The 19,161-nt window shown below is 43.9% G+C and carries 11 protein-coding genes; 8 read left to right on the top strand and 3 right to left on the bottom strand.

Annotated features, from left to right (window positions below; genetic code table 11):
• Positions 1 to 289: 289 nt before the first annotated feature.
• The 3 genes from KHS38_RS20400 (at position 290) to KHS38_RS20390 (ending at position 5,858) form a co-directional block, all read left to right on the top strand.
• Positions 290 to 1,192: an AraC family transcriptional regulator gene (locus KHS38_RS20400; RefSeq protein ID WP_213490465.1), complete on the top strand. Its 903-nt coding sequence runs from the start codon at positions 290 to 292 to the stop codon at positions 1,190 to 1,192.
• A 208-nt stretch (positions 1,193 to 1,400) separates the two neighbouring features.
• Positions 1,401 to 4,154, top strand: coding sequence for a DUF5695 domain-containing protein (locus KHS38_RS20395; RefSeq protein WP_213490463.1), 2,754 nt, complete (start codon positions 1,401 to 1,403; stop codon positions 4,152 to 4,154).
• A gap of 24 nt (positions 4,155 to 4,178) precedes the next feature.
• On the top strand, positions 4,179 to 5,858 hold the full coding sequence (locus tag KHS38_RS20390) for a M1 family metallopeptidase (RefSeq protein WP_213490461.1): 1,680 nt from the start codon (positions 4,179 to 4,181) through the stop codon (positions 5,856 to 5,858).
• 63 nt (positions 5,859 to 5,921) lie between these two features.
• Here KHS38_RS20390 and KHS38_RS20385 read toward each other — a convergent pair whose 3' ends face one another.
• Positions 5,922 to 7,310 (bottom strand): peptide MFS transporter, encoded by a 1,389-nt coding sequence (locus tag KHS38_RS20385; RefSeq protein ID WP_213490459.1) that lies wholly within the window; start codon positions 7,308 to 7,310, stop codon positions 5,922 to 5,924.
• A gap of 361 nt (positions 7,311 to 7,671) precedes the next feature.
• The gene (locus tag KHS38_RS20380) at positions 7,672 to 8,430 is read right to left on the bottom strand and encodes a hypothetical protein (RefSeq protein WP_213490457.1); all 759 of its coding nucleotides are present in this window, start codon (positions 8,428 to 8,430) and stop codon (positions 7,672 to 7,674) included.
• A gap of 354 nt (positions 8,431 to 8,784) precedes the next feature.
• Between KHS38_RS20380 and KHS38_RS20375 the strand changes: the two genes are divergently transcribed.
• Genes KHS38_RS20375 through KHS38_RS20360 form a run of 4 tightly spaced genes read left to right on the top strand, consistent with a single transcriptional unit; the run spans position 8,785 to position 11,658 of the window.
• Complete coding sequence (locus tag KHS38_RS20375; protein WP_213490455.1) at positions 8,785 to 9,330, top strand: hypothetical protein; 546 nt, start codon at positions 8,785 to 8,787, stop codon at positions 9,328 to 9,330.
• Positions 9,330 to 10,184, top strand: a complete 855-nt coding sequence (locus tag KHS38_RS20370; RefSeq protein ID WP_213490453.1) for an ABC transporter ATP-binding protein — start codon at positions 9,330 to 9,332, stop codon at positions 10,182 to 10,184. The genes KHS38_RS20375 and KHS38_RS20370 overlap by 1 nt, the downstream gene beginning before the upstream one ends.
• Positions 10,181 to 11,011 (top strand): ABC transporter permease, encoded by an 831-nt coding sequence (locus KHS38_RS20365; RefSeq protein ID WP_213490451.1) that lies wholly within the window; start codon positions 10,181 to 10,183, stop codon positions 11,009 to 11,011. Before KHS38_RS20370 ends, KHS38_RS20365 begins: the two co-directional genes overlap by 4 nt.
• An 8-nt stretch (positions 11,012 to 11,019) precedes the next feature.
• The gene (locus KHS38_RS20360; RefSeq protein ID WP_249665501.1) at positions 11,020 to 11,658 is read left to right on the top strand and encodes a hypothetical protein; all 639 of its coding nucleotides are present in this window, start codon (positions 11,020 to 11,022) and stop codon (positions 11,656 to 11,658) included.
• Between the two features lie 44 nt (positions 11,659 to 11,702).
• Here KHS38_RS20360 and KHS38_RS20355 read toward each other — a convergent pair whose 3' ends face one another.
• Positions 11,703 to 15,695 (bottom strand): hybrid sensor histidine kinase/response regulator transcription factor, encoded by a 3,993-nt coding sequence (locus tag KHS38_RS20355; RefSeq protein WP_213490447.1) that lies wholly within the window; start codon positions 15,693 to 15,695, stop codon positions 11,703 to 11,705.
• 337 nt (positions 15,696 to 16,032) lie between these two features.
• On the opposite strand from KHS38_RS20355, the gene KHS38_RS20350 reads away from it, so the two are divergent.
• On the top strand, positions 16,033 to 18,678 hold the full coding sequence (locus tag KHS38_RS20350; protein WP_213490445.1) for a glycoside hydrolase family 31 protein: 2,646 nt from the start codon (positions 16,033 to 16,035) through the stop codon (positions 18,676 to 18,678).
• The last annotated feature ends 483 nt before the right edge of the window (positions 18,679 to 19,161 follow it).

Below are 19,161 nucleotides of genomic sequence, written 5' to 3'. Positions count from 1 at the left end.
GATAGGTTTTTCTTGGGAAAGGGGCGTATGTATTGTGTGAATACTAAAATACTAACGTTCTATTGCGATTAAAGGCTGATATTTCTTATTTGCTTGTTGGATTTTGATAGCTCTTTTGATATGGATGCTGTTTTGGGGTGTTTTCTAACCCAAATATGGCTGTAGTTAATGCAATAGGGGAAATGCGCTTAAAAAATTAGCTTATTATAGTTGTATTTTAACATTTTTAATGGCTTCCTTGTGAATTTGAAGTTAATATCTGTAAATTCCGAAAACAATTGATTGAGCCATGAAAGTATTACAATTTACCCTCCCTGTTCCTCACGACAAAAGCGTAATTGCAGAGCAGGTAACATTGCCTTATTTTTATCCTTATCTGCACCGGCACCAGGAAGCCCAAATTACCTGGATACAGGAAGGGGATGGTACGCTAATTACAGGTAACAATATGCATACTTTTACCAGTGGCGAGATTTATTTGATTGGTGCCAATACACCTCATTTATTCAAAAGTAATCCGGAGTACTTTGAACAGGGGGGCACTAAAAATGTGAAAGCCTGTAGTATTTACTTCGATCCGGAGGGTGTTTTGAAGCCGTTATTTGATTTGCCGGAAATGAAAATATGCAAAAGTTTTCTGACACAGCATCAGCAAGGCTTTAAAGTGCCGGCGGTGCACTTTAACGACATTACCAGCGGCCTGCTTTCTATCAAGAATACCACTGGTTCCGACCAACTCTTATCTTTTTTGCAATTGATTAAAGTTTTGCAGAATATGAACCAAAAGCTGGAGCCGCTATGCGAACGGGGCAATGCATCTTCTATTACCGAGAGTGAAGGCATCCGCATCAGTAATATTTTCAATTACATTATACAGCACCATAGTGAATCTATTGCGTTGGAAGATGTGGCCAACACCGCTTACATGACTCCGCAGGCGTTTTGCCGGTATTTTAAAAAGCATACAGGCCATACCTTTATCTCTTTCCTGAATGAGGTAAGGGTTAATGAAGCCTGCAAGAAGTTAACGGCTCATAAATTTGTATGTATATCCACCGTGGCTTACAGTTGCGGCTTCAATAGCATAACCAACTTTAACAGGGTGTTCAAGAGCATTGTCGGTACTTCTCCTCGCGATTATATGGACAATTATATGAGCAACGTAAGTAGTCTCACTAAATTTGCCAGCTAAAACAACTCGTTGTTAGATATAAGCTTTTAGGCAGAGCAGCATCATAGCAAGTGCTGGTTAGCTAACGCGGCCACCACTTTTAAGGCCCAATTTCTCAGTAAATTTTAAAATATCGTTTCTCGCGGCGGCATGCCGCTTTATGCTTACAGTGGTCAATTGATGCCCCGGCTGATATTACACGAAAGCTTTCTATCAGATACTATGCAAAATGAAGAAAATCTGTTTCAATAAAAAATACGGTTATGTGCTAATGTTGCTCGTTGCCTGGCTTGGCACACCCACCGCTTTTGCACAATCACCCTGGGATGCATTAGCCGCAAAGCCATCAACCCTCGGTTTAGACAGCGGACTAATGGCTTTCAATACGCCGGATTTTCAACTAAAGCTAGTAAAGGCTTCGCAAACTGTAGCTGCACTAAATCCTAACAGCGAAAATAAGTTTGATTTCACACCTGGTGAAAGGTTGGAATTGCGTAGCAAAGATGGCATGTACCATTTAGGTGATATCACTTTCAAAGTAAGATCAGGCGGTACCACAGATTGGAAAAGTTACTCAACCGCCGCTAAACGAGGGACAGTTACGGCCATAGCTGCGACCGCACCGGTATTAGCAGCGGCCGATTTGACCGGTACCTTACCGCAGGATGCGCCGTTGCTTGTGCAGCGCTATTGGGAGGTACGTGATCATCACCTGGTGTTGCGCTTTGTGCTTCAAAACAAAACGCAGCAAGCGTTGGAGATAGGAGCCTTAGGCATACCTATGGTGTTTAATAACATAATGGAAGGCAAATCGCTTGAAGAAGCGCATGCTGGCAATGTTTTTTATGACCCTTATATTGGTAAAGATGCAGGCTACCTGCAGGTAACCCGCTTAAGCGGACATGGGCCGGTACTTTTGGTAGTACCCTATAAAAACGCATCATTAGAGGCTTATAACCCTTTGCTGGACGACCCTACGCCAAGAGGAATCACCTTTGAGGGTTTTCATGAATGGACAATTTATAGCCGGGCATATGCAGATAAGGAGTGGAAAGATGCCGAACCCTGGAATACGCCCACCTCTTCTTACATGTTAAAGCCAGGCGAAGTGCGGGAGTACGCTTTGCAATTTCTATTGGCCAGTTCGGTTAAAAGTATTGAGCGTAAACTGGCCGAAAGTAACCGGCCTGTAGCTATTGGAGTGCCGGGCTATATTTTGCCGCAGGATGTAAACGCACAACTGTTTTTAAGTTATAAAGAAAAAGTGAAATCGATACAGGTAGAGCCGCAGAGGGCGCTTACCTTACAGCCCAAAGGTAAAGCTGCCAATGGTTATGCCATTTATGAGGTTAAAGGCAACCAATGGGGGCGGGCAAGATTAAGCATCACTTACAACGATGGCTTGTGCCAAACTATTAGTTACAAAGTAATTAAGGCCGAAAAAGAAGTTGTTAAGGATTATGGCCGGTTCCTGACCCAAAAACAGTGGTTTAATGATAAGTCCGATCCTTTTGGTCGTTCACCTTCGGTTATCAGCTACGATTACGAAAAGGGCGAGCAGGTGACGCAAGATAGCCGGGCATGGATAGCCGGATTAAGTGATGAAGGCGGTGCTGGTGGTTGGCTGGGCGCTATGATGAAAGAATTATTGCAACCCGATAAACAAGAGGTATCTAGGCTGCAACAATTCGTAAACAACACCCTATGGGGAAAATTACAGCATAGTGAGGGTAAGGAAAAATACGGCGTAAAAAAGAGCCTGTTTTATTACCAGCCTGATGAAATGCCGGCAGGTACTTACAATACAGCCATCAACTACAAAACGTGGGCGGCCTGGAGCCATAAGGATGCCAATGATGTGGGCCGGTCTTATAACTATCCGCATGTAGCTGCGGCTCACTGGGCGCTGTATCGGCTGGCCCGTAATCATACCGGTTTGGTTACCGAACAAAACTGGCAATGGTATCTGGACAAGGCGTATAATACCTCAATGGCAATGGTTAAGCTGGCACCTTACTATGCGCAGTTTGGCCAAATGGAGGGTACGGTATTTTACCTGATACTAATGGATTTAAAGGCCGAAGGATGGTTTACACTGGCTAACCAGTTGGAAAATGCCATGAAGGCCCGCGCTAACCACTGGCGTACATTGCAATATCCTTTCGGCAGCGAAATGCCTTGGGATTCGACCGGGCAGGAAGAGGTTTACCTCTGGTCAAAATATTTCGGTTACGGCGATAAAGCTGCTGTAACGATGAACGCTATCTTAGCTTATATGCCTACGGTGCCACACTGGGGCTACAATGGCTCCGCGCGCCGGTACTGGGATTTTTTATACGGTGGCAAGTTGCAGCGGGTAGAGCGGCAACTGCATCATTATGGCTCGGGGCTGAATGCTATCCCTGTACTGAGCGAGTATAGAAACCATCCTGAGGATACTTATTTACTCCGTGTAGGATATGGTGGTACACTGGGTGCTATTTCTAACATTACGCAAGATGGTTTTGGTTCGGCAGCATTCCACTCTTTTCCGTCTACGCTTAAAATAGACGGCCTGTCGGGCGACTATGGTTCCAACTTTTTTGGCTATGCCGTAAACACAGCAACTTATCTTACACACGATAAAGAATTGGGTTGGCTGGCCTTTGGTGGTAATTTGGAACTTAACGGCAGTTGGGTGAAGGTGAATGTTACTACAGCTGCCCAATCACAGTTATATATCGCACCATTGGGTTTATGGCTTACCCTGGATGCCGGGACGTTCAAAAGTGCGTCTTACAATACTAAAACCCGTCAATTGCAAATCAGCCTAAATGCTGCTGATGCTTATACGCCGGTAGCATATCTGCACATTCAACAGCCGACGGCTTTAACTGGTGGAAAAAAATATGGGTTGACAAAGTCTTTTAGTCAACAAAGAGGTGCTTTTGCAATACCGCTTAAAAAGACAATAACTCAGCTTACGTTAGCTGAGAGGAAGTAAACGCCACAGCTGCTAAATTACATTATGAATAAGTTATATCAAATATTTACTCTTTTAATGCTAACTGCGGCTTGCTCGCAAGCACAGGAAGCAAAGCCGAAAACTTTTACCCGTGCCGATACACTGCGCGGCAGTATCACGCCCGAACGTGCCTGGTGGGATGTACAGCGTTATGACATCACCGTAAAACCCGATTATATCGCTAAAACAACATCAGGGCAAAACATCATTACCTATAAAGTGCTGAACACACAGCATGTGCCTGCAATGCAAATTGACTTGCAAGAGCCGCTGAATATTGATAGCATATTACTGGATAAAAAGGTTGCGCTTAAATACAGCCGCGATGGTAATGCCTGGCATGTGCAGGTACCACAGCAGCAAAGTAAAGGATCGGAACATGTTGTGACTGTTTATTTTTCGGGTAAGCCACACGAAAGTACCCGGCCACCTTGGAGTGGCGGCTGGTCATTTAACCAGGATTCGTTGAAGCGGCCCTGGATGACGGTAACTTGCCAGGGACTTGGGGCCTCGATATGGTATCCTTGTAAAGACCACCAGTCGGACGAGCCGGATCGCGGTGCGTCATTATCCATGATTGTGCCTGATACACTGGTGGCTGTGGGCAACGGTCGCCTGCAATCACAAGTAAAAAACGCCGATGGTACAGCTACCTACAAATGGTCAGTCAGCAATCCGATCAACAATTATGATATCATTCCCTATATAGGCAAGTATGTACACTTCGGTGAAACTTATGCCGGGGAGAAAGGTAAGCTTGATCTTAACTACTGGGTGTTGGATTATAATTTGCCAAAGGCGAAAACGTATATGCCGCACGAAGTACACCAGATGCTGAAAGCATTTGAGCATTGGTTTGGTGCTTACCCTTTTTATGAAGACGGCTATAAACTGGTTGATGTGCCGCATACCGGTATGGAGCATCAAAGTGCCGTGGCGTATGGCAATTGGTACAAACCGGGTTATCGCCTGCGCGATGGGTCAGGAACCGGTTGGGGACTGAAGTGGGATTTTATTATCGTACACGAGAGTGGCCATGAATGGTTTGGTAACAACATCACCAGTAAAGATTTGGCCGATATGTGGATACACGAAAGCTTCACCAATTACTCCGAAACTTTGTATGTTGACTATATTTTCGGTAAAGATGCGGCAAACGCTTATAATGAAGGTACCCGTAAAGGTATCCATAATGATAGTCCCATCATTCCGGCTTATGGGGTGAATGACCAGGGCAGCGGCGATATGTATCCGAAAGGGGGCAATATGTTGCACGCTATTCGCCATAGCATAGGTAACGATGAGCTTTTCAGGGGCATAATGCGCGGGTTAAATAAAACTTTTTATCACCAAACGGTTACTGCCAAACAGATTGAAGATTATATATCTGCCAAGGCGGGTTTTGATTATAGCAAGGTATTTAAACAATATCTGCAAACCACACAGTTACCGGCACTTGAACTACGCTTTAACACCAACCGCACCAAGGTGAGCTACCGTTGGACTAACTGCATATCAGGCTTCAATCTGCCGCTAAATCTAACCAATGGTTCGCAGCCGGCGCTGAAAATATATCCGGGTACTACATGGAAAACTATTGCTTTGAAAGCCGGTAATGAGATGTTGTTTGATACGGCTGCTATCACAAAGATGTACTATATAACAGCCGCTATTGTCAAATAGCGATTTTACAAATCAATAAGCAGGCGGGCGGCTAAGCGTTAAAAGTTTAGTCGCCCGTTTTTATTAAAAAGGGGCAGGTTTAGTAATTTGGATTTGCAAGGTGGCGTCTGCAGGAGTGCTATCTGTCGTTAAATCATTCTCGGCACCATGGCAAAGCCGTTTAAAAGCAGGCAGAAAAGCTATAACCAGTATACCGGCCAGCGTGCAGGCCACGGCAATACCGGCAAATAACTGCAGTTCGCCTGCCGAGCGCGACCATATACCTAACCAGCCGGCTACATAATTGCCCAAACCCGTTGCAGCAAAGTATATGCCCATCATGCTGGAACAATACCTGGCCGGGGCCAGTTTGGTAATAAATGATAGCGCAACCGGCGATGCACAAAGTTCGCCTACGGTATGTAAAAAATAAGCTAATACAAGCCAGTACATTGCAGAAGAGCCATCCGCCTTATACTGGTAAGCGGCAGCCACCATGAATAAGAACCCCCAGCCCATAATCATGATGCCCAAGGCCATTTTGAAGATAGCTGATGCTTCACGCCCTTTTCTTTTCCACCAATACCAAAAGGCTGCGATGGGAGCTGCCAGCAGGATGATAAAAAATGAAGTGACTGACTGAAACCAGGAAGCTGGTACGGTCCAATTGGTAAAGGCAAGCCTGCGATTGGTCTTTTGTTCGGCATACAGGTTCATCAGGCCGCCGGCTTGTTCATAAGCGCTCCAAAACAAAACAATCAACAAACAGGTAACAGCAATAACTATCATCCGGTCTTTGTCTGTTTTGCTTAAGCTTGTATTACGGGCAGCAATTTTTTCAGGGGTGGCATTTTGGGCTGTGTTGCCAATGCCTTTAAGGTATTTTTGCCCTAAGGCAAAAATGATTAACCCGAAGGTCATGCCAATACCGGCCAACCCGAAGCCGTAATGCCAGCCGTAAACCTCACCTACATAGCCAACCATCAGCGGAGCAATGAAACCACCAATATTAATACCGATGTAGAAGATCGAAAAGCCCTTATCCCGACGGGCATCGCCTTTTGCATACAACTCGCCAACCATGGTAGATACGTTGGCTTTCAGGCACCCAACACCCATAATGATAAAGGCCAACCCGGTATAAAATGCCCATACAGAAGCCAGGGCTAATATACTATGCCCAGCTACCAGCAATATGCCGCCCAGCATAGCAGCGCGTTTTTGCCCCAGCCACTTATCGGCAATAATGCCACCTGGTACATTAAAAAAGTAAACCAAAAAGGTATAGGTGCCGTACACCTCAAGGGCTTTGCTTTCCGTCCACCCGAACCCCGGATTTTTGGTGCTGGATGTAACCATAAAAAGCACCAGAATGGCCCGCATGCCGTAGTAGCTGAACCGTTCCCACAGTTCCGTCATAAAAAGTACATACAAGCCTACCGGATGGCCAAAAAGTTGTTTTTGCTGCTGCATGGATAACGAATTGAGTTGGCAATAACTAATTATTGATAACGTAACTTTTCGTCGCTTATCAATTCGTTTAAAATAACCATTACATAAAATAGTCAGCTTAAACATTTTACCTGCTTATAGCAGGTTTTTATCATTTTGTATTGCGGTTTTTTCAGGGGAGCAGATTAAAGTACCACGGAGGCCAGCCGAAGGCAAACTTTAATACATAGGCTTAGGAACGGAAAGACAAAGTGTCGGCCTTTTCTCCAGGTAGCCAAGTGAATTATAACAGGGGATAGATAACGATAAAACAGCAAAAGCCTACCTGATGAGGTAAGCTTTCGCTGTAAGTATATTAAATAAAAGAAGGGGTATTAAGGAGTTATTCCCCTTCAGTAATGGTCCAGTCTTCGCTGTTCACAATATAACCTTCGCCCGAAATTGACACGACGATTTTGACGCCATAGTTAAAGGTAACGGTTCCCTGAAAATCAAACGGTGTACCATCGATAGTACCTTTTGCCGTGAACGGCACACGGCCAAGCTGAATGCCGCCAAAAATAACTTGCAGGTTTTGCAAAGTGAAATCGTTATACTGATCTATCACTTTCGGTGTGCCTGATTTGGTAGTGTAATTAATGTGAGACAACTGCTTGCCGGTAACGGAAACCACGCCGAAAGAAGATGCTGTGCCAATGGCGTCGTAATCCTCTCTCACGGTTGATTCCTGCCTGGCCACAGCCGATTCCCTGATGGTGTGTATGCTATCCTTCAGGTGGTAGCTGTTTGGCACTGTGGTATTAGGTAAGCAAAGGTAGGTGAACTGAATGTATCCTTTGGCTATCTCCGAGATGTTACCTGTTAATGTTTTCTGACTATTAACGATAGAATCGCGGGTTGTTCCGCATAGTGAGGCGCTGGTTGCTTGCCTGTTAGAAGCGTTTTTCTTAGCTAAGCTGGCCTTATTTCCATCCTGGGCAAAGCTTTCGTACAGGCTTTTAGCTATTTGTAAGGCAAAGTCTTTTTTATTGATTTCAGTCTTTTCTATAATCGCATCATTCTTTTTGCAGGAAAAGTATAGCGTAGCAATACCTGTTAATATTAAAACAGCAAAAAGTGATTTTTTCTTTAAAATATTCATCGTTGTGATAAGCTTTCGGTACACAAAACTACAATTAATAAACTCAGAAACAAGGTAATAGGTGATTTAACCCTTTTATATGTTGTGACTTAACTTATGCTGTAAATAAGTTTAATCTTTAAGAAATCAATAGGTTATAACAGGGTCAGTAATTGATTGCCGCATTACAGCAAAGGGGTGAATTTTGCAATCCTCATACAAAATGTTAACTTCCCATTTAAAACCTGTAAAGGTGTCGGCTTAAATGTCTGGTTTATCAGGTTTTCCTATATAGGTACCGAAATAAGATTTTAACACAATTTGTGTCATACCCCGGCATAAATTCGGTTATTTTCCGTTATACTGTTTTTGTTCATGATCGAAGTTCATCAGCTGCCCAAACAACCGCCTGTTCTGCAATCCGTCTGGAATGTAGGAAGCCTGCTGTATTACTCTGCGGCGCTATTCGTTGTGGAATCCTGGTTTTATTGGGACAGGTTCCGGCATTATTATGAGCAGGAAGAACTTTGGCTCAGCACATTCTGGTTTGGCAGCGTTCTGTTTGCATTTAGCCACATATTTTTGGTGCTGATGGATAGCTGGTCGCGCTATCAAAATTATAAAAGAATTAAAGACTACCTGTTTGTACAAGGGTTTAAACCCAAAATTGCCCGCTTGTACAGCGGCTCTAAGTGCCAGCGCACCGCATTTCTGGTTGCAGCCCGCGAATTGGGGCTGGAACAAGAGACGTTGCGCTATTATCGCCGGCTGGGCGTCAGGTGGTATCACTTTGTGCCAAATTTTATGATTAAGGATCCGCTTTTTATGTTTAAAAGTTATTACTGGTCGCGCACATTTACCGAAAAATATTACAAATCTAAGTTTGATTACAGAGCACTCGGTGCACAAACGGTTGCCTGATGCTGAGCGGAAAAGAACTGACTAAAACTTATGGTGCGCGCCTGGCGCTCAACAAAGTGTCTATAACATTGCAACCAGGCCAGGTATGCGGCCTGTTGGGCCGAAATGGTGCCGGTAAAACAACGCTGTTTCGAATACTTTGCGGCTTGGTAAAGCCAGATTCGGGTTCCATAACAGTGAACTCGAACAGGTTAAAACCTGTTGGGGGCATTATTGAGCGCCCCGGCCTTTACCCGTACCTCAATGCATTTGATAATATCCGCATTTTTGCAGGCATGCCAGGCACAAAGCTGAGCAGGGAGATTACGGAGCAAACTTTAATTAAGGTGGGCCTGCCGCTGGATCGTACTGATCCTGTACGCAATTTTTCGCTGGGTATGAAGCAACGGCTGGGTATTGGCATTGCCTTATTAGGTCAGCCAGAATACCTGGTACTGGACGAGCCTTTTTCCGGGCTGGATCCAATCGGGGTAGCTGCACTTATTGAGCTGATTACCCGGCTGGCTGTGCAAGAGAATATGGCTATTCTGTTGTCGTCGCACCTAATGGCAGAGCTAACCAAATGCTGTCATTACCTTTACGTAATGGATAACGGGCAAATTGTACGGGCGGCACCAACTGAACAGTTGATCCAAGAGAATGTTAGTCACTACAGTTTATCGGGTCCGGGCCTGTCCTCATCAGAGGTGCTGAAAAGATATGATATTAAATGGGGCTTAAATGATGTACGGGTAGGTTGCCGCCCTGCCGATATGCCCAAGTTACTGAATGACCTCTTTCAGGAAGGTACCCTGGTTACATCCTGTACACCGGAGCTGTCACTGGAGCAGCTTGTAAACAATGATGCTATATGAGAGGATTAATATCCGCTGAATTTTTAAAACTGCGCAGGCAAAGCAAAACGTATTATGCCTTAGCTGCTGTGACCATCATTGAACTGCTGATTTTCATAACCGCCTATTACCAGGGGAGCGCAATACTGGACCTGCTGCTGAGCAATTTGCGGCAGTCGTTTTATTTTGAAGGCACCCTGCTTAACGGTAACCTCATTATGTACATTGTGCTGAACTCGCTTTGGTTCAATGTGCCTTTGATATTAATGATTGTTACATCCAGCCTGGTTACCGATGAATATAAAGATAATTCAGTTCAGACAGTGATGCTGCAGGCTGTAAAAAAGTGGCAGTTTATGCTGGCCAAATACCTGGCTGCAATTGTTTTTACTTTGCTGGTTATGGCTTTTATGATGGTCACCACTTTTATACTGGCCTACAGCCTGTTTGGCAACGGTGATTTGGTGGTATATTTGGGTACCTTGAACTTTTTTAAAGCGCCGGAGGCATTTCAACGTATATGCTGGGCTTTTGGTTCGGGTAGCATAGCCATGGTGTTTTATAGCGTGGTAAGCGTTACGCTGGCCGTCCTCATGCAAGAATCTGCCAAAACATGGATTGTATCCGCCCTGTTCCTCATCATCACCAATCTGTTGCTCAAAGCAGAATTTTTGCCTGCTCAGGTTGATGCGGTGTTTTTCCCCAAACTGATGGATACCTGGCAGCAACTGTTCAATTATGAGGTGAACTGGCATCAGTTGGGTTTTAATAATTTACTGTTAGTGATGTATACAATGGCTTTTGCCGCACTGGGCATATGGCTGTTTCAAAAGAAAGATATAGGATGAGAAAACTCATGACGTTATTACTTATGCTGTGTGCACTTTGGGTACATGCACAGAAAATAGATGCCGACTTACTGCGTATTAAGCAGCGCATGGATTCGGTACAACATTTTTCGGCAATGGTAACGCTGAACCTGGATGTGCCTTTCATTCAAATGCCGACCAAAAATGCGGAGGTAAACTACCAGCACGGAAGCGGAATGAAATTTGCCTCTAAAGATTTTGTGATGCTACCCAAGCGTGGGCTCGATTTTTCAATGAACGAGCTTTTTAAACATCCCTTTATTACTGTTGACCGCGGAACTATCACACGCGGTGGCAAAATGCTCAAGGTCATTAACCTTATACCCACTGATGGTAAATCTGATCTGGTAATGGCCGTGCTTTATATGGATACCAAAGCCCGGCACCTTGTCGAGTCGGAGATCAATACCCGTAAAGACGGCTCCTATACATTACAAATGCAATACCAGCCGGGGCAAACGTTGCCACAAAATGTGGAAGCCGCTTTCGCTATCGAGCGGCTGAAGATCCCCCTGAACTTTATGGGTAAAGACACTAAAATTGACCGGAAAAAAATGCGCAGTATGGAAACCAAAACAGGCAAAATTAAAATGCAGTTTCGTTATCGGGATGTTAAACTGGGGTAGGGCAGCGTAATGTTTTGTTATAAAATCAGGATGCTTAGTTGAGTTTAACGCTTGATGTAAGCAGAAGGGGTTAAGCCAAACTGCTTTTGAAAATCGCGCGTAAAGTTTGCCGGGGAGGTGTATCCCACAATGTAAGCCACCTGGTTTATTTTATATTGCCCCTCTGCTAATAACTCGGCAGAGCGCTTTAGCCTTAATAGATTTATAAACTCACTTGGCGTTATATCCGTTAGTGCTTTAATTTTACGGTAAAGCGTAGGCCGGCTCATATGCATCAGCTCCGATAGCGTTTCTACATTCAGGTCAATGTCGGTAAGCCTGTTGTTGATTATTGCTGAAAGTGTTTCCAGGAAATCAAGGTCGGCTTTGGAGTAGGCAACACTTTTGATCTGGCTTAACGGAGACCGGGCCAGATGCTCCTTTACAAGTTTCCGGTTGGTTAACAAGCTTCTGATTTGAGCATACAGGAAGGGCATCGAGAAAGGCTTTTCTATATAGGCATCAGCCCCGGTACTTAACCCTTCTATTTTTGCGTCAACCGAAGTTTTTGCTGTAAGCAAAATAACAGGAATGTGGCTATAGGCAAAGTCTGTTTTAACGCGTTTACAAAGTTCAATGCCATCCATAACGGGCATCATAATATCACTTACGATCAGCTGTACCGATTGCTTTTCCAAAAGTTTAAGGGCATCGCTTCCGTTGCCGGCTTTGTAAACAGAATAGTCATTTTTTAATTCCAGTTCAATTTGCTTTAAGATGTCGGGGTTGTCTTCAACTAACAGAACCGCAGGCATTCCCGGCGCATGGGCCGGTTCGGCATCGTCTGGTATGGTTGGCATATCCGCGTTATCCGGCTCGGTAGGAGGAAGGCTAACTTCCGTATCCTGATACAGGGGCAAGCTCAGTTTGAAAATGTTAAACTGGTTTGTGGTATCGAGCGTTAGCGTGCCCTTGTGCATTAGGGTTAATGAAAGCGCGAAAGACAAACCAATACCGCTTCCCTGCTCTTTTTCATGAATTCTGAAAAACGGTTCGAATATCTTTTGATGAAATTTGGCCGGAATTAGCTCCCCATCGTTTTTAAACTCAATGCTGAATAACTCGTCTTCACTGTTAATGGGCAGTATCCTGACGGTAACTTCGCTTTCCGCATATTTCACAGCGTTCGACAGCAGGTTAACAAGTATCTTCTTAAAAGCCTCTACGTCCAGCGACGCATGCAAGGTAATATAGCGGGGAAGATCTAACTTATAGCGAAGTCCTTTCTCGTGGGCCAGTAGCTGAAAGTCGTTATAAGCATCCTGCAACAGGTTGTTTAAATTAGCTTTTACAAAGGTTAAACCAGGCTTTTGCCCTTCAATTCTGCGGAAATCAAGTAGTTGGTTAGTCAATTCAATCAGGCGCTCAGTATTTTTTTTGATCATAAGAATATTTTCTCTGACATGTTCATGGAAACCGGGCATATTCAACATCTTATCTACCGGCAGTTTTATTAAAGTTAGCGGGGTTTTAATTTCATGGGCAATATTGGTAAAGAAATTGATTTTTACCTGATATAACTCCTGGGCTTTTTCATATTCAAATAATTCGAGCTTGCGCTGATGTTTGTTGTTGAGGTAATTTCTGTAGGTAAATATGATATAAGTAATTAACAAACAGGTAAACAAAATATACGCAAGGAATGCAGCCTGCGTTTTATAAAACGGTGGCCGTATTTCTATATAGATTTTCTTGCCGCTGCTTATCCATTCACCAATGTTGCTTTGGGCCTTTACCTCAAAGGTGTAATGCCCCGGAGGCAGGCCGGTAAAATATACCTTCCTGTTTTTATCCAGGTGGGTCCAATCTGAGCTAAAACCGTGCAGTATGTAACTATAAGTAATAGCCTTTGGGGCTGTATAATCCAGCGCGGCAAACTCTAAATTAAGGTTGTTTTGCTGGTGCCCGAGGGTAATAGAATCAGCATATACTATAGAGCGATGAAATGGTTCTGCATGGCTAACCGGAGCTAACGCTTCGTTATTGACCTCTATGTTTGTGATATAAACCGGAGGTGTTTTTACCGTTGAAGCAAAGTCATGAGGGTTAAATGATACCAGTCCTTTAACCGTACCAAAGTACATCGTACCGTCTTTAGTCTTGAATGCGGCACCATAATTGAACTGGTCGGTAAGAAGCCCGTTCTCTTGCATGTAAGTGGTCATCTTACCCGTGCGCTGGTTTAACTTAACCAAGCCGTTAATAGAACTCATCCAGACATTCTTCTCGCTGTCTTCCAAAATCCGGTACACATAGTTGCTGGGCAGGCCGTTGTGTGTGGTGTATCGGGTAAGGCTTTTATGGTCTTGGCTTAGCCGTATAACGCCGCCACCTTCGGTGGCTAACCACAAGCAATGGTCGCTGCTTTCGTATATATCATGTACAGTGGGCTCCTCAAGGGCAGCACCTGCCTTTGTTGATGCTGCCAACCGAATATGAACTGATTTATTCGTAAAAGGGTTATAGCCAAAAATACCCTTGTTCTCGCTTCCCAGCCACATCACACCCTGATTGTCTTCTGCAATCGCAAAGACCGGGTTACTGTCGTTTGCCTTGTTTATTTTGGTAAAGGTTTTACGCTGCTCATCAAACAGGTACAAGCCGGATTGCATGTCTATTGTTCCGAGATAGATTTTGCCGGCTTTAGATTGCATCAGGCACAATACAAAGTTGCTTCTGTTCTCCCCGGTCCGGCCGCCAAGTTGTTCAAATTTGTCTGTCACCAGTCCGCTATTCACATCCATCACTTCCAGTCCGTGATGAAAAAGGCCGATATACAATTTGTTATCCTTAATAACTAAACTATGTACGTTCGGATAACCTAATCCGTTAATTTTACCGTTAGAGGTGTAATTCCTGATATCGCCGGTACGAAGATTAATTTTACTTATGCCGGCGTCCTCGGTACCTAACCATATGTTGCTTTTGCTATCCTCGCAAATTGCACTGATGGCATTGCCTGCAATAGCGTTTTTGCCTTCAGTATGGTAGTATTTCTTAAATCTCGAATTTTTAGCCGTGTAATAATTTAAGCCACCAAAGTAAGTGCCCACCCATATGCCCCCCTGCGTGTCTTGGCAAAAAGAATAGATCGCATTATCATTAATGGCATACGGATCGTCCTGGTCTTTTTTGAAGTTTACAGCTGTGTTTGTTTTCAGGTTATAAATAAACAGACCAGATTCCGTAGCCAGCCAGAACTGATGATCGCCGGCTGATAGAATGTCTCTGATGGTGATATCTGTATGATCGGGGTTGCGTGTTAATAAAGCTTTTGGTTTATTTAAGCGGGTGTCATAACTCATCAGGCCCAGCTTAATTGTCCCAATCAGGATGATGCCTTCGTCCGTCGGCAGAACCTTGTCGATACGTCTTGCGTTAACAGGTACTTTTTCATCAATTACCCGGAATTCAGCTTGGCTCTTCGTATTTGGGTTGTACCGCTTTAGTGTGCCTTCTTCCGTACCCAGCCATAAAACCAGCTGCTTGTCAATACCTATGCAATTTGCAGTTATATGCAGGTCAGTAAGCCCGCGTGTGGTGAGGTTGTATTGGTAAAGCCTGCCCGACGAAACAAACCAAATGGACTGCTTGCCATCGGTTACAATAGAGCTGATGTTTCCGCTCGCTGTTGTATTGAGCTCTTCAAAATCTTCGGTTTCGGGATTGAATTTCAGCAGGCCACGTCCTGTGCCTAACCACAGGTTTCCATAAACATCCTCACAAATACACTGGATCAGGTCATCGCCAATATTACCGAACTCCTGGTGTTTGTTTTTAAACCTCCGAAAGGTAGAGCCATCAAACCGGTTTAATCCGCCTTTGGTTCCAATCCAAAGAAAACCTTTTTTATCCTGAAAGATACTTGTGACGGTATTGTGCGATAATCCGTCGTTGGTTGTAAAGTGCTTAAAGTAAAGAGATTGGGTAAAGCCAGCAGCTCCGGATAGCATGATCAGCAACAGGAAAGATAATCTTACTATCAACTTTTTTAGCATAGTTCAACAGGCGGTTAGGCCATTCGTATATCCGTAGTTTATTAGGTTTAAAGCATTGCTGCTTATAACTGGCGGCCGCAAATTTACATTGTTATAGCCGATTGCCATAATAACGTTGGCTAAAATAGTTATATCGTTTGATGTTGCCTTGTATGAACCTACATTGATACAAGCTGAATATATTTTGACCCCTAATGGAAAGCTTCCCTTTTTAATTATTTATTATTTCGTTGTCAGAGTTTGTATGGCCGGTGTACCAATCAGGTAAAGATACCACGCCTGCAGAGGAAACCAATCATTCACTTGCTAAATTCATCACTTAAGTAATCACTATAACATGTTTCGTGCTGCCTATATGCGATGCTCATTAACCAAAGCTGCGTTAATACATTTGCTGTTTATTTTACCAGCCTTTTTTGCAACTGCCCAAACGGGCACGCAACCCAAGGCCAATCCTAAAGCTGTAATTCAGGAGGGCCAGGCCCGCTTTACGGTACTTACGCCACGCCTTGTTCGTATGGAATGGACACCCAACGGATCGTTTGTTGACAATGCAAGCTTTGTGGTAGTTAACCGTAACCTGCCGGTGCCGCGTTTTACCTCTGCCAAAAATAATGGCTGGCTTGTCATTAAAACGGATGAACTGGAAATCCGGTATCAATCCGGATCAGGAAAGTTTACCAGTCAGAACCTTACTGTAAAATCTTTGGATGCCCGGCACCCTTTTACATGGGCACCCGGAGCAAAGCAAAACGGGAATCTTAAAGGTACCTACCGTACGCTTGATAACTTTGATGGCGACGAAGACATCTGGAGCAAAGAAAAAATTAAGCTAGAAGACGGCCTGCTTGCAACGGATGGCTGGACACTCATTGATGATTCTAAAAGCTTGCTTCTTGACCATAGCGACTGGCCTTGGGTAACAAAGCGCCCTGAAGGAGCCGGTTACCAGGATTTGTACTTTTTGGGCTACGGACGCCAGTATAAGAAAGCTTTATTTGATTACATGCAAATTGCAGGTAAGGTGCCACTGCCGCCCCGTTATGCATTTGGCTACTGGTGGTCGCGCTATTGGAGCTATTCAGATAATGAGGTACGTGACGTGGTGGGCAACTTTGAACAGCACAAATTACCGCTAGATGTATTTGTAGTAGACATGGACTGGCATTATACCGACAGCTTGCGTACAAAGCACGACGTGTTTGACCAGGAAAAACAATGGACCGGCTGGACCTGGAACAAAAGATTGTTTCCAGATCCTGATCAGTTTTTGCAATGGATGCAACACAAGGAGTTAAAGGTAACTTTGAACCTGCACCCCGCATCGGGCGTAGCGCCATTTGAACAACCATATAAGGATATGGCCAAAACCTTAAATTTTGATACCACAGGTAAGCCCAATATTCCATTCATTGCCTCTGATAAAAAATATATGCAGGCACTGTTCAGTACTATACTGCATCCGATGGAAAAGAAAGGCGTTAGCTTTTGGTGGTTAGATTGGCAGCAATGGCCTAATGATAAAAAGATCCAGGATTTGAGCAACACATGGTGGCTTAACTACGTGTTTTTTACGGATATGGAGCGCAATTCACCTAATCGTTCTATGCTATACCATCGTTGGGGTGGCCTGGGTAATCACCGTTACCAGATCGGCTTTTCGGGCGATGCTGTTATTTCCTGGAAATCACTGGCTTTCCAGCCTTATTTTACCAGCAGCGCCTCTAACGTATTGTATGGCTACTGGAGCCACGATATTGGTGGCCACCAGTTTGGCCGTAATCCCGACAGGACCCTTAACCCCGAACTATATGTGCGCTGGATGCAATTCGGCGCTTTGAGCCCGATATTCAGAACGCATTCATCTAAAGATGCTGCGCTCAACAAGGAAGCCTGGAACTTTAAAGGGGAGTATTATGATGCCTTAAGCAATTCCATCCGGTTGCGTTACCAATTGGCACCCTATATCTATACCATGGCCAGAAAAACCTATGATACAGGTATTTCACTTTGCCGACCTTTGTATTATGACTATCCGGAAACCAAAGATGCCTATGATAATTCATCAGAATACATGTTTGGCGATGATCTGCTGATCGCTCCTATTGTAAGCCCGATGGAAAATGGCGTATCTACTAAAAAAGTATGGCTGCCTGCCGGAAATGATTGGTTTGAATGGCAAACCGGCACCCTGTTAAAAGGTGGCCAGAACAGCGAGAGAGTATTTGGCCTGGAAGAATATCCTATATATGTAAAAGCAGGTGCAATACTGCCAACTTATCCTCCGGTAAAAAACCTAACTCATGACGCTGATGAATATATCATCAATGTATTCCCAGGAGCAGACGGTTCCACTGAGATTTATGAAGACGGAGGCAACAGTAAGGATTATGCCAATGCTTACGCCGTTACCAAGGTAACTTCTAAGCATTTACCCGGTCGGCTGCAAAAAGTTGTAATTATGCCTCGTAAAGGAGCATATGCAGGCATGCCACAAAGCAGAACTTACACCGTGCGCCTGTATGGTGCCGAGATGCCACAGTACATAGTAGTTAATGGTACAAAAATCAGTTACACCGGCGAGCCTAATGGCAAAGCATGGAGCTATAATGGCAAAGAATTGTCTGTAAATATACCACTGCCACGCAACAGTTGCGCGAAGCAGCAGGAGGTAAGTATTTATTACAGCAAAACAGAAAGTGCTGATGTGAATACCGGACTGGTTAAAAAGTTCAGACGACTAACAAAAGGCATAACCGCTTTAAAATTCAGAGATGCTGGTATTAATCTACCAGAACTTGTAGGCAAATGTGAAGAAACGAACCTGAGCTTGCAATACTACCCGGCTCAGTTCTACAAAACCTTAAAATACTTTAACGATAACTATTCGCAAATTCCTGACGCTATTAAAAAAACAACTAATGGCGATAATGCCAATTGGTTCAAGGAATACTTCAAGGCGAATATACAAGAGAAGCCATAGCCTTTACCTTATCATAATTCTTCTGCGTAATCACCGCAGAAATATTACCTAAATAATCCCAACCTACTGGTTCATAGAACCAGTAGGTTGGGATTTGTCATAAAGATTGCACCTGCCTTTTTAATAGCAGTCTCAGTTGCTGCCAGCCAGTCATTTTAGCGGCGACTTTCAATTCAACTAATCGCCGGGATAACATCATACATAATTACGGTAACATTTTATAATCATCTGTGCAACGTACTAAAGATGTATAAATTAGCATGTAATTCCTGAATCATTTTGAATATAAAATGAACTGCTTTGATAAGTGCAGCAACCATAAAGCCTATACTTTAGCCCATCGCGTAAACCGGAGCTTTTATAGCTAACTGCAATAAACCGGTGCGTGTGTTACCATTATAACCATAATAATTTTTTCTCATGATGACGCTAAGCTATTGGTATGCAGGATACCTGTAACTGATTTTTTGTGCAATAACATCA

Source organism: Mucilaginibacter sp. Bleaf8 (assembly GCF_018390515.1).
GTDB lineage: Bacteria > Bacteroidota > Bacteroidia > Sphingobacteriales > Sphingobacteriaceae > Mucilaginibacter.
Note: the sequence above shows the minus strand (reverse complement) of the source record. Positions and strands in the feature narration are given on the sequence as shown.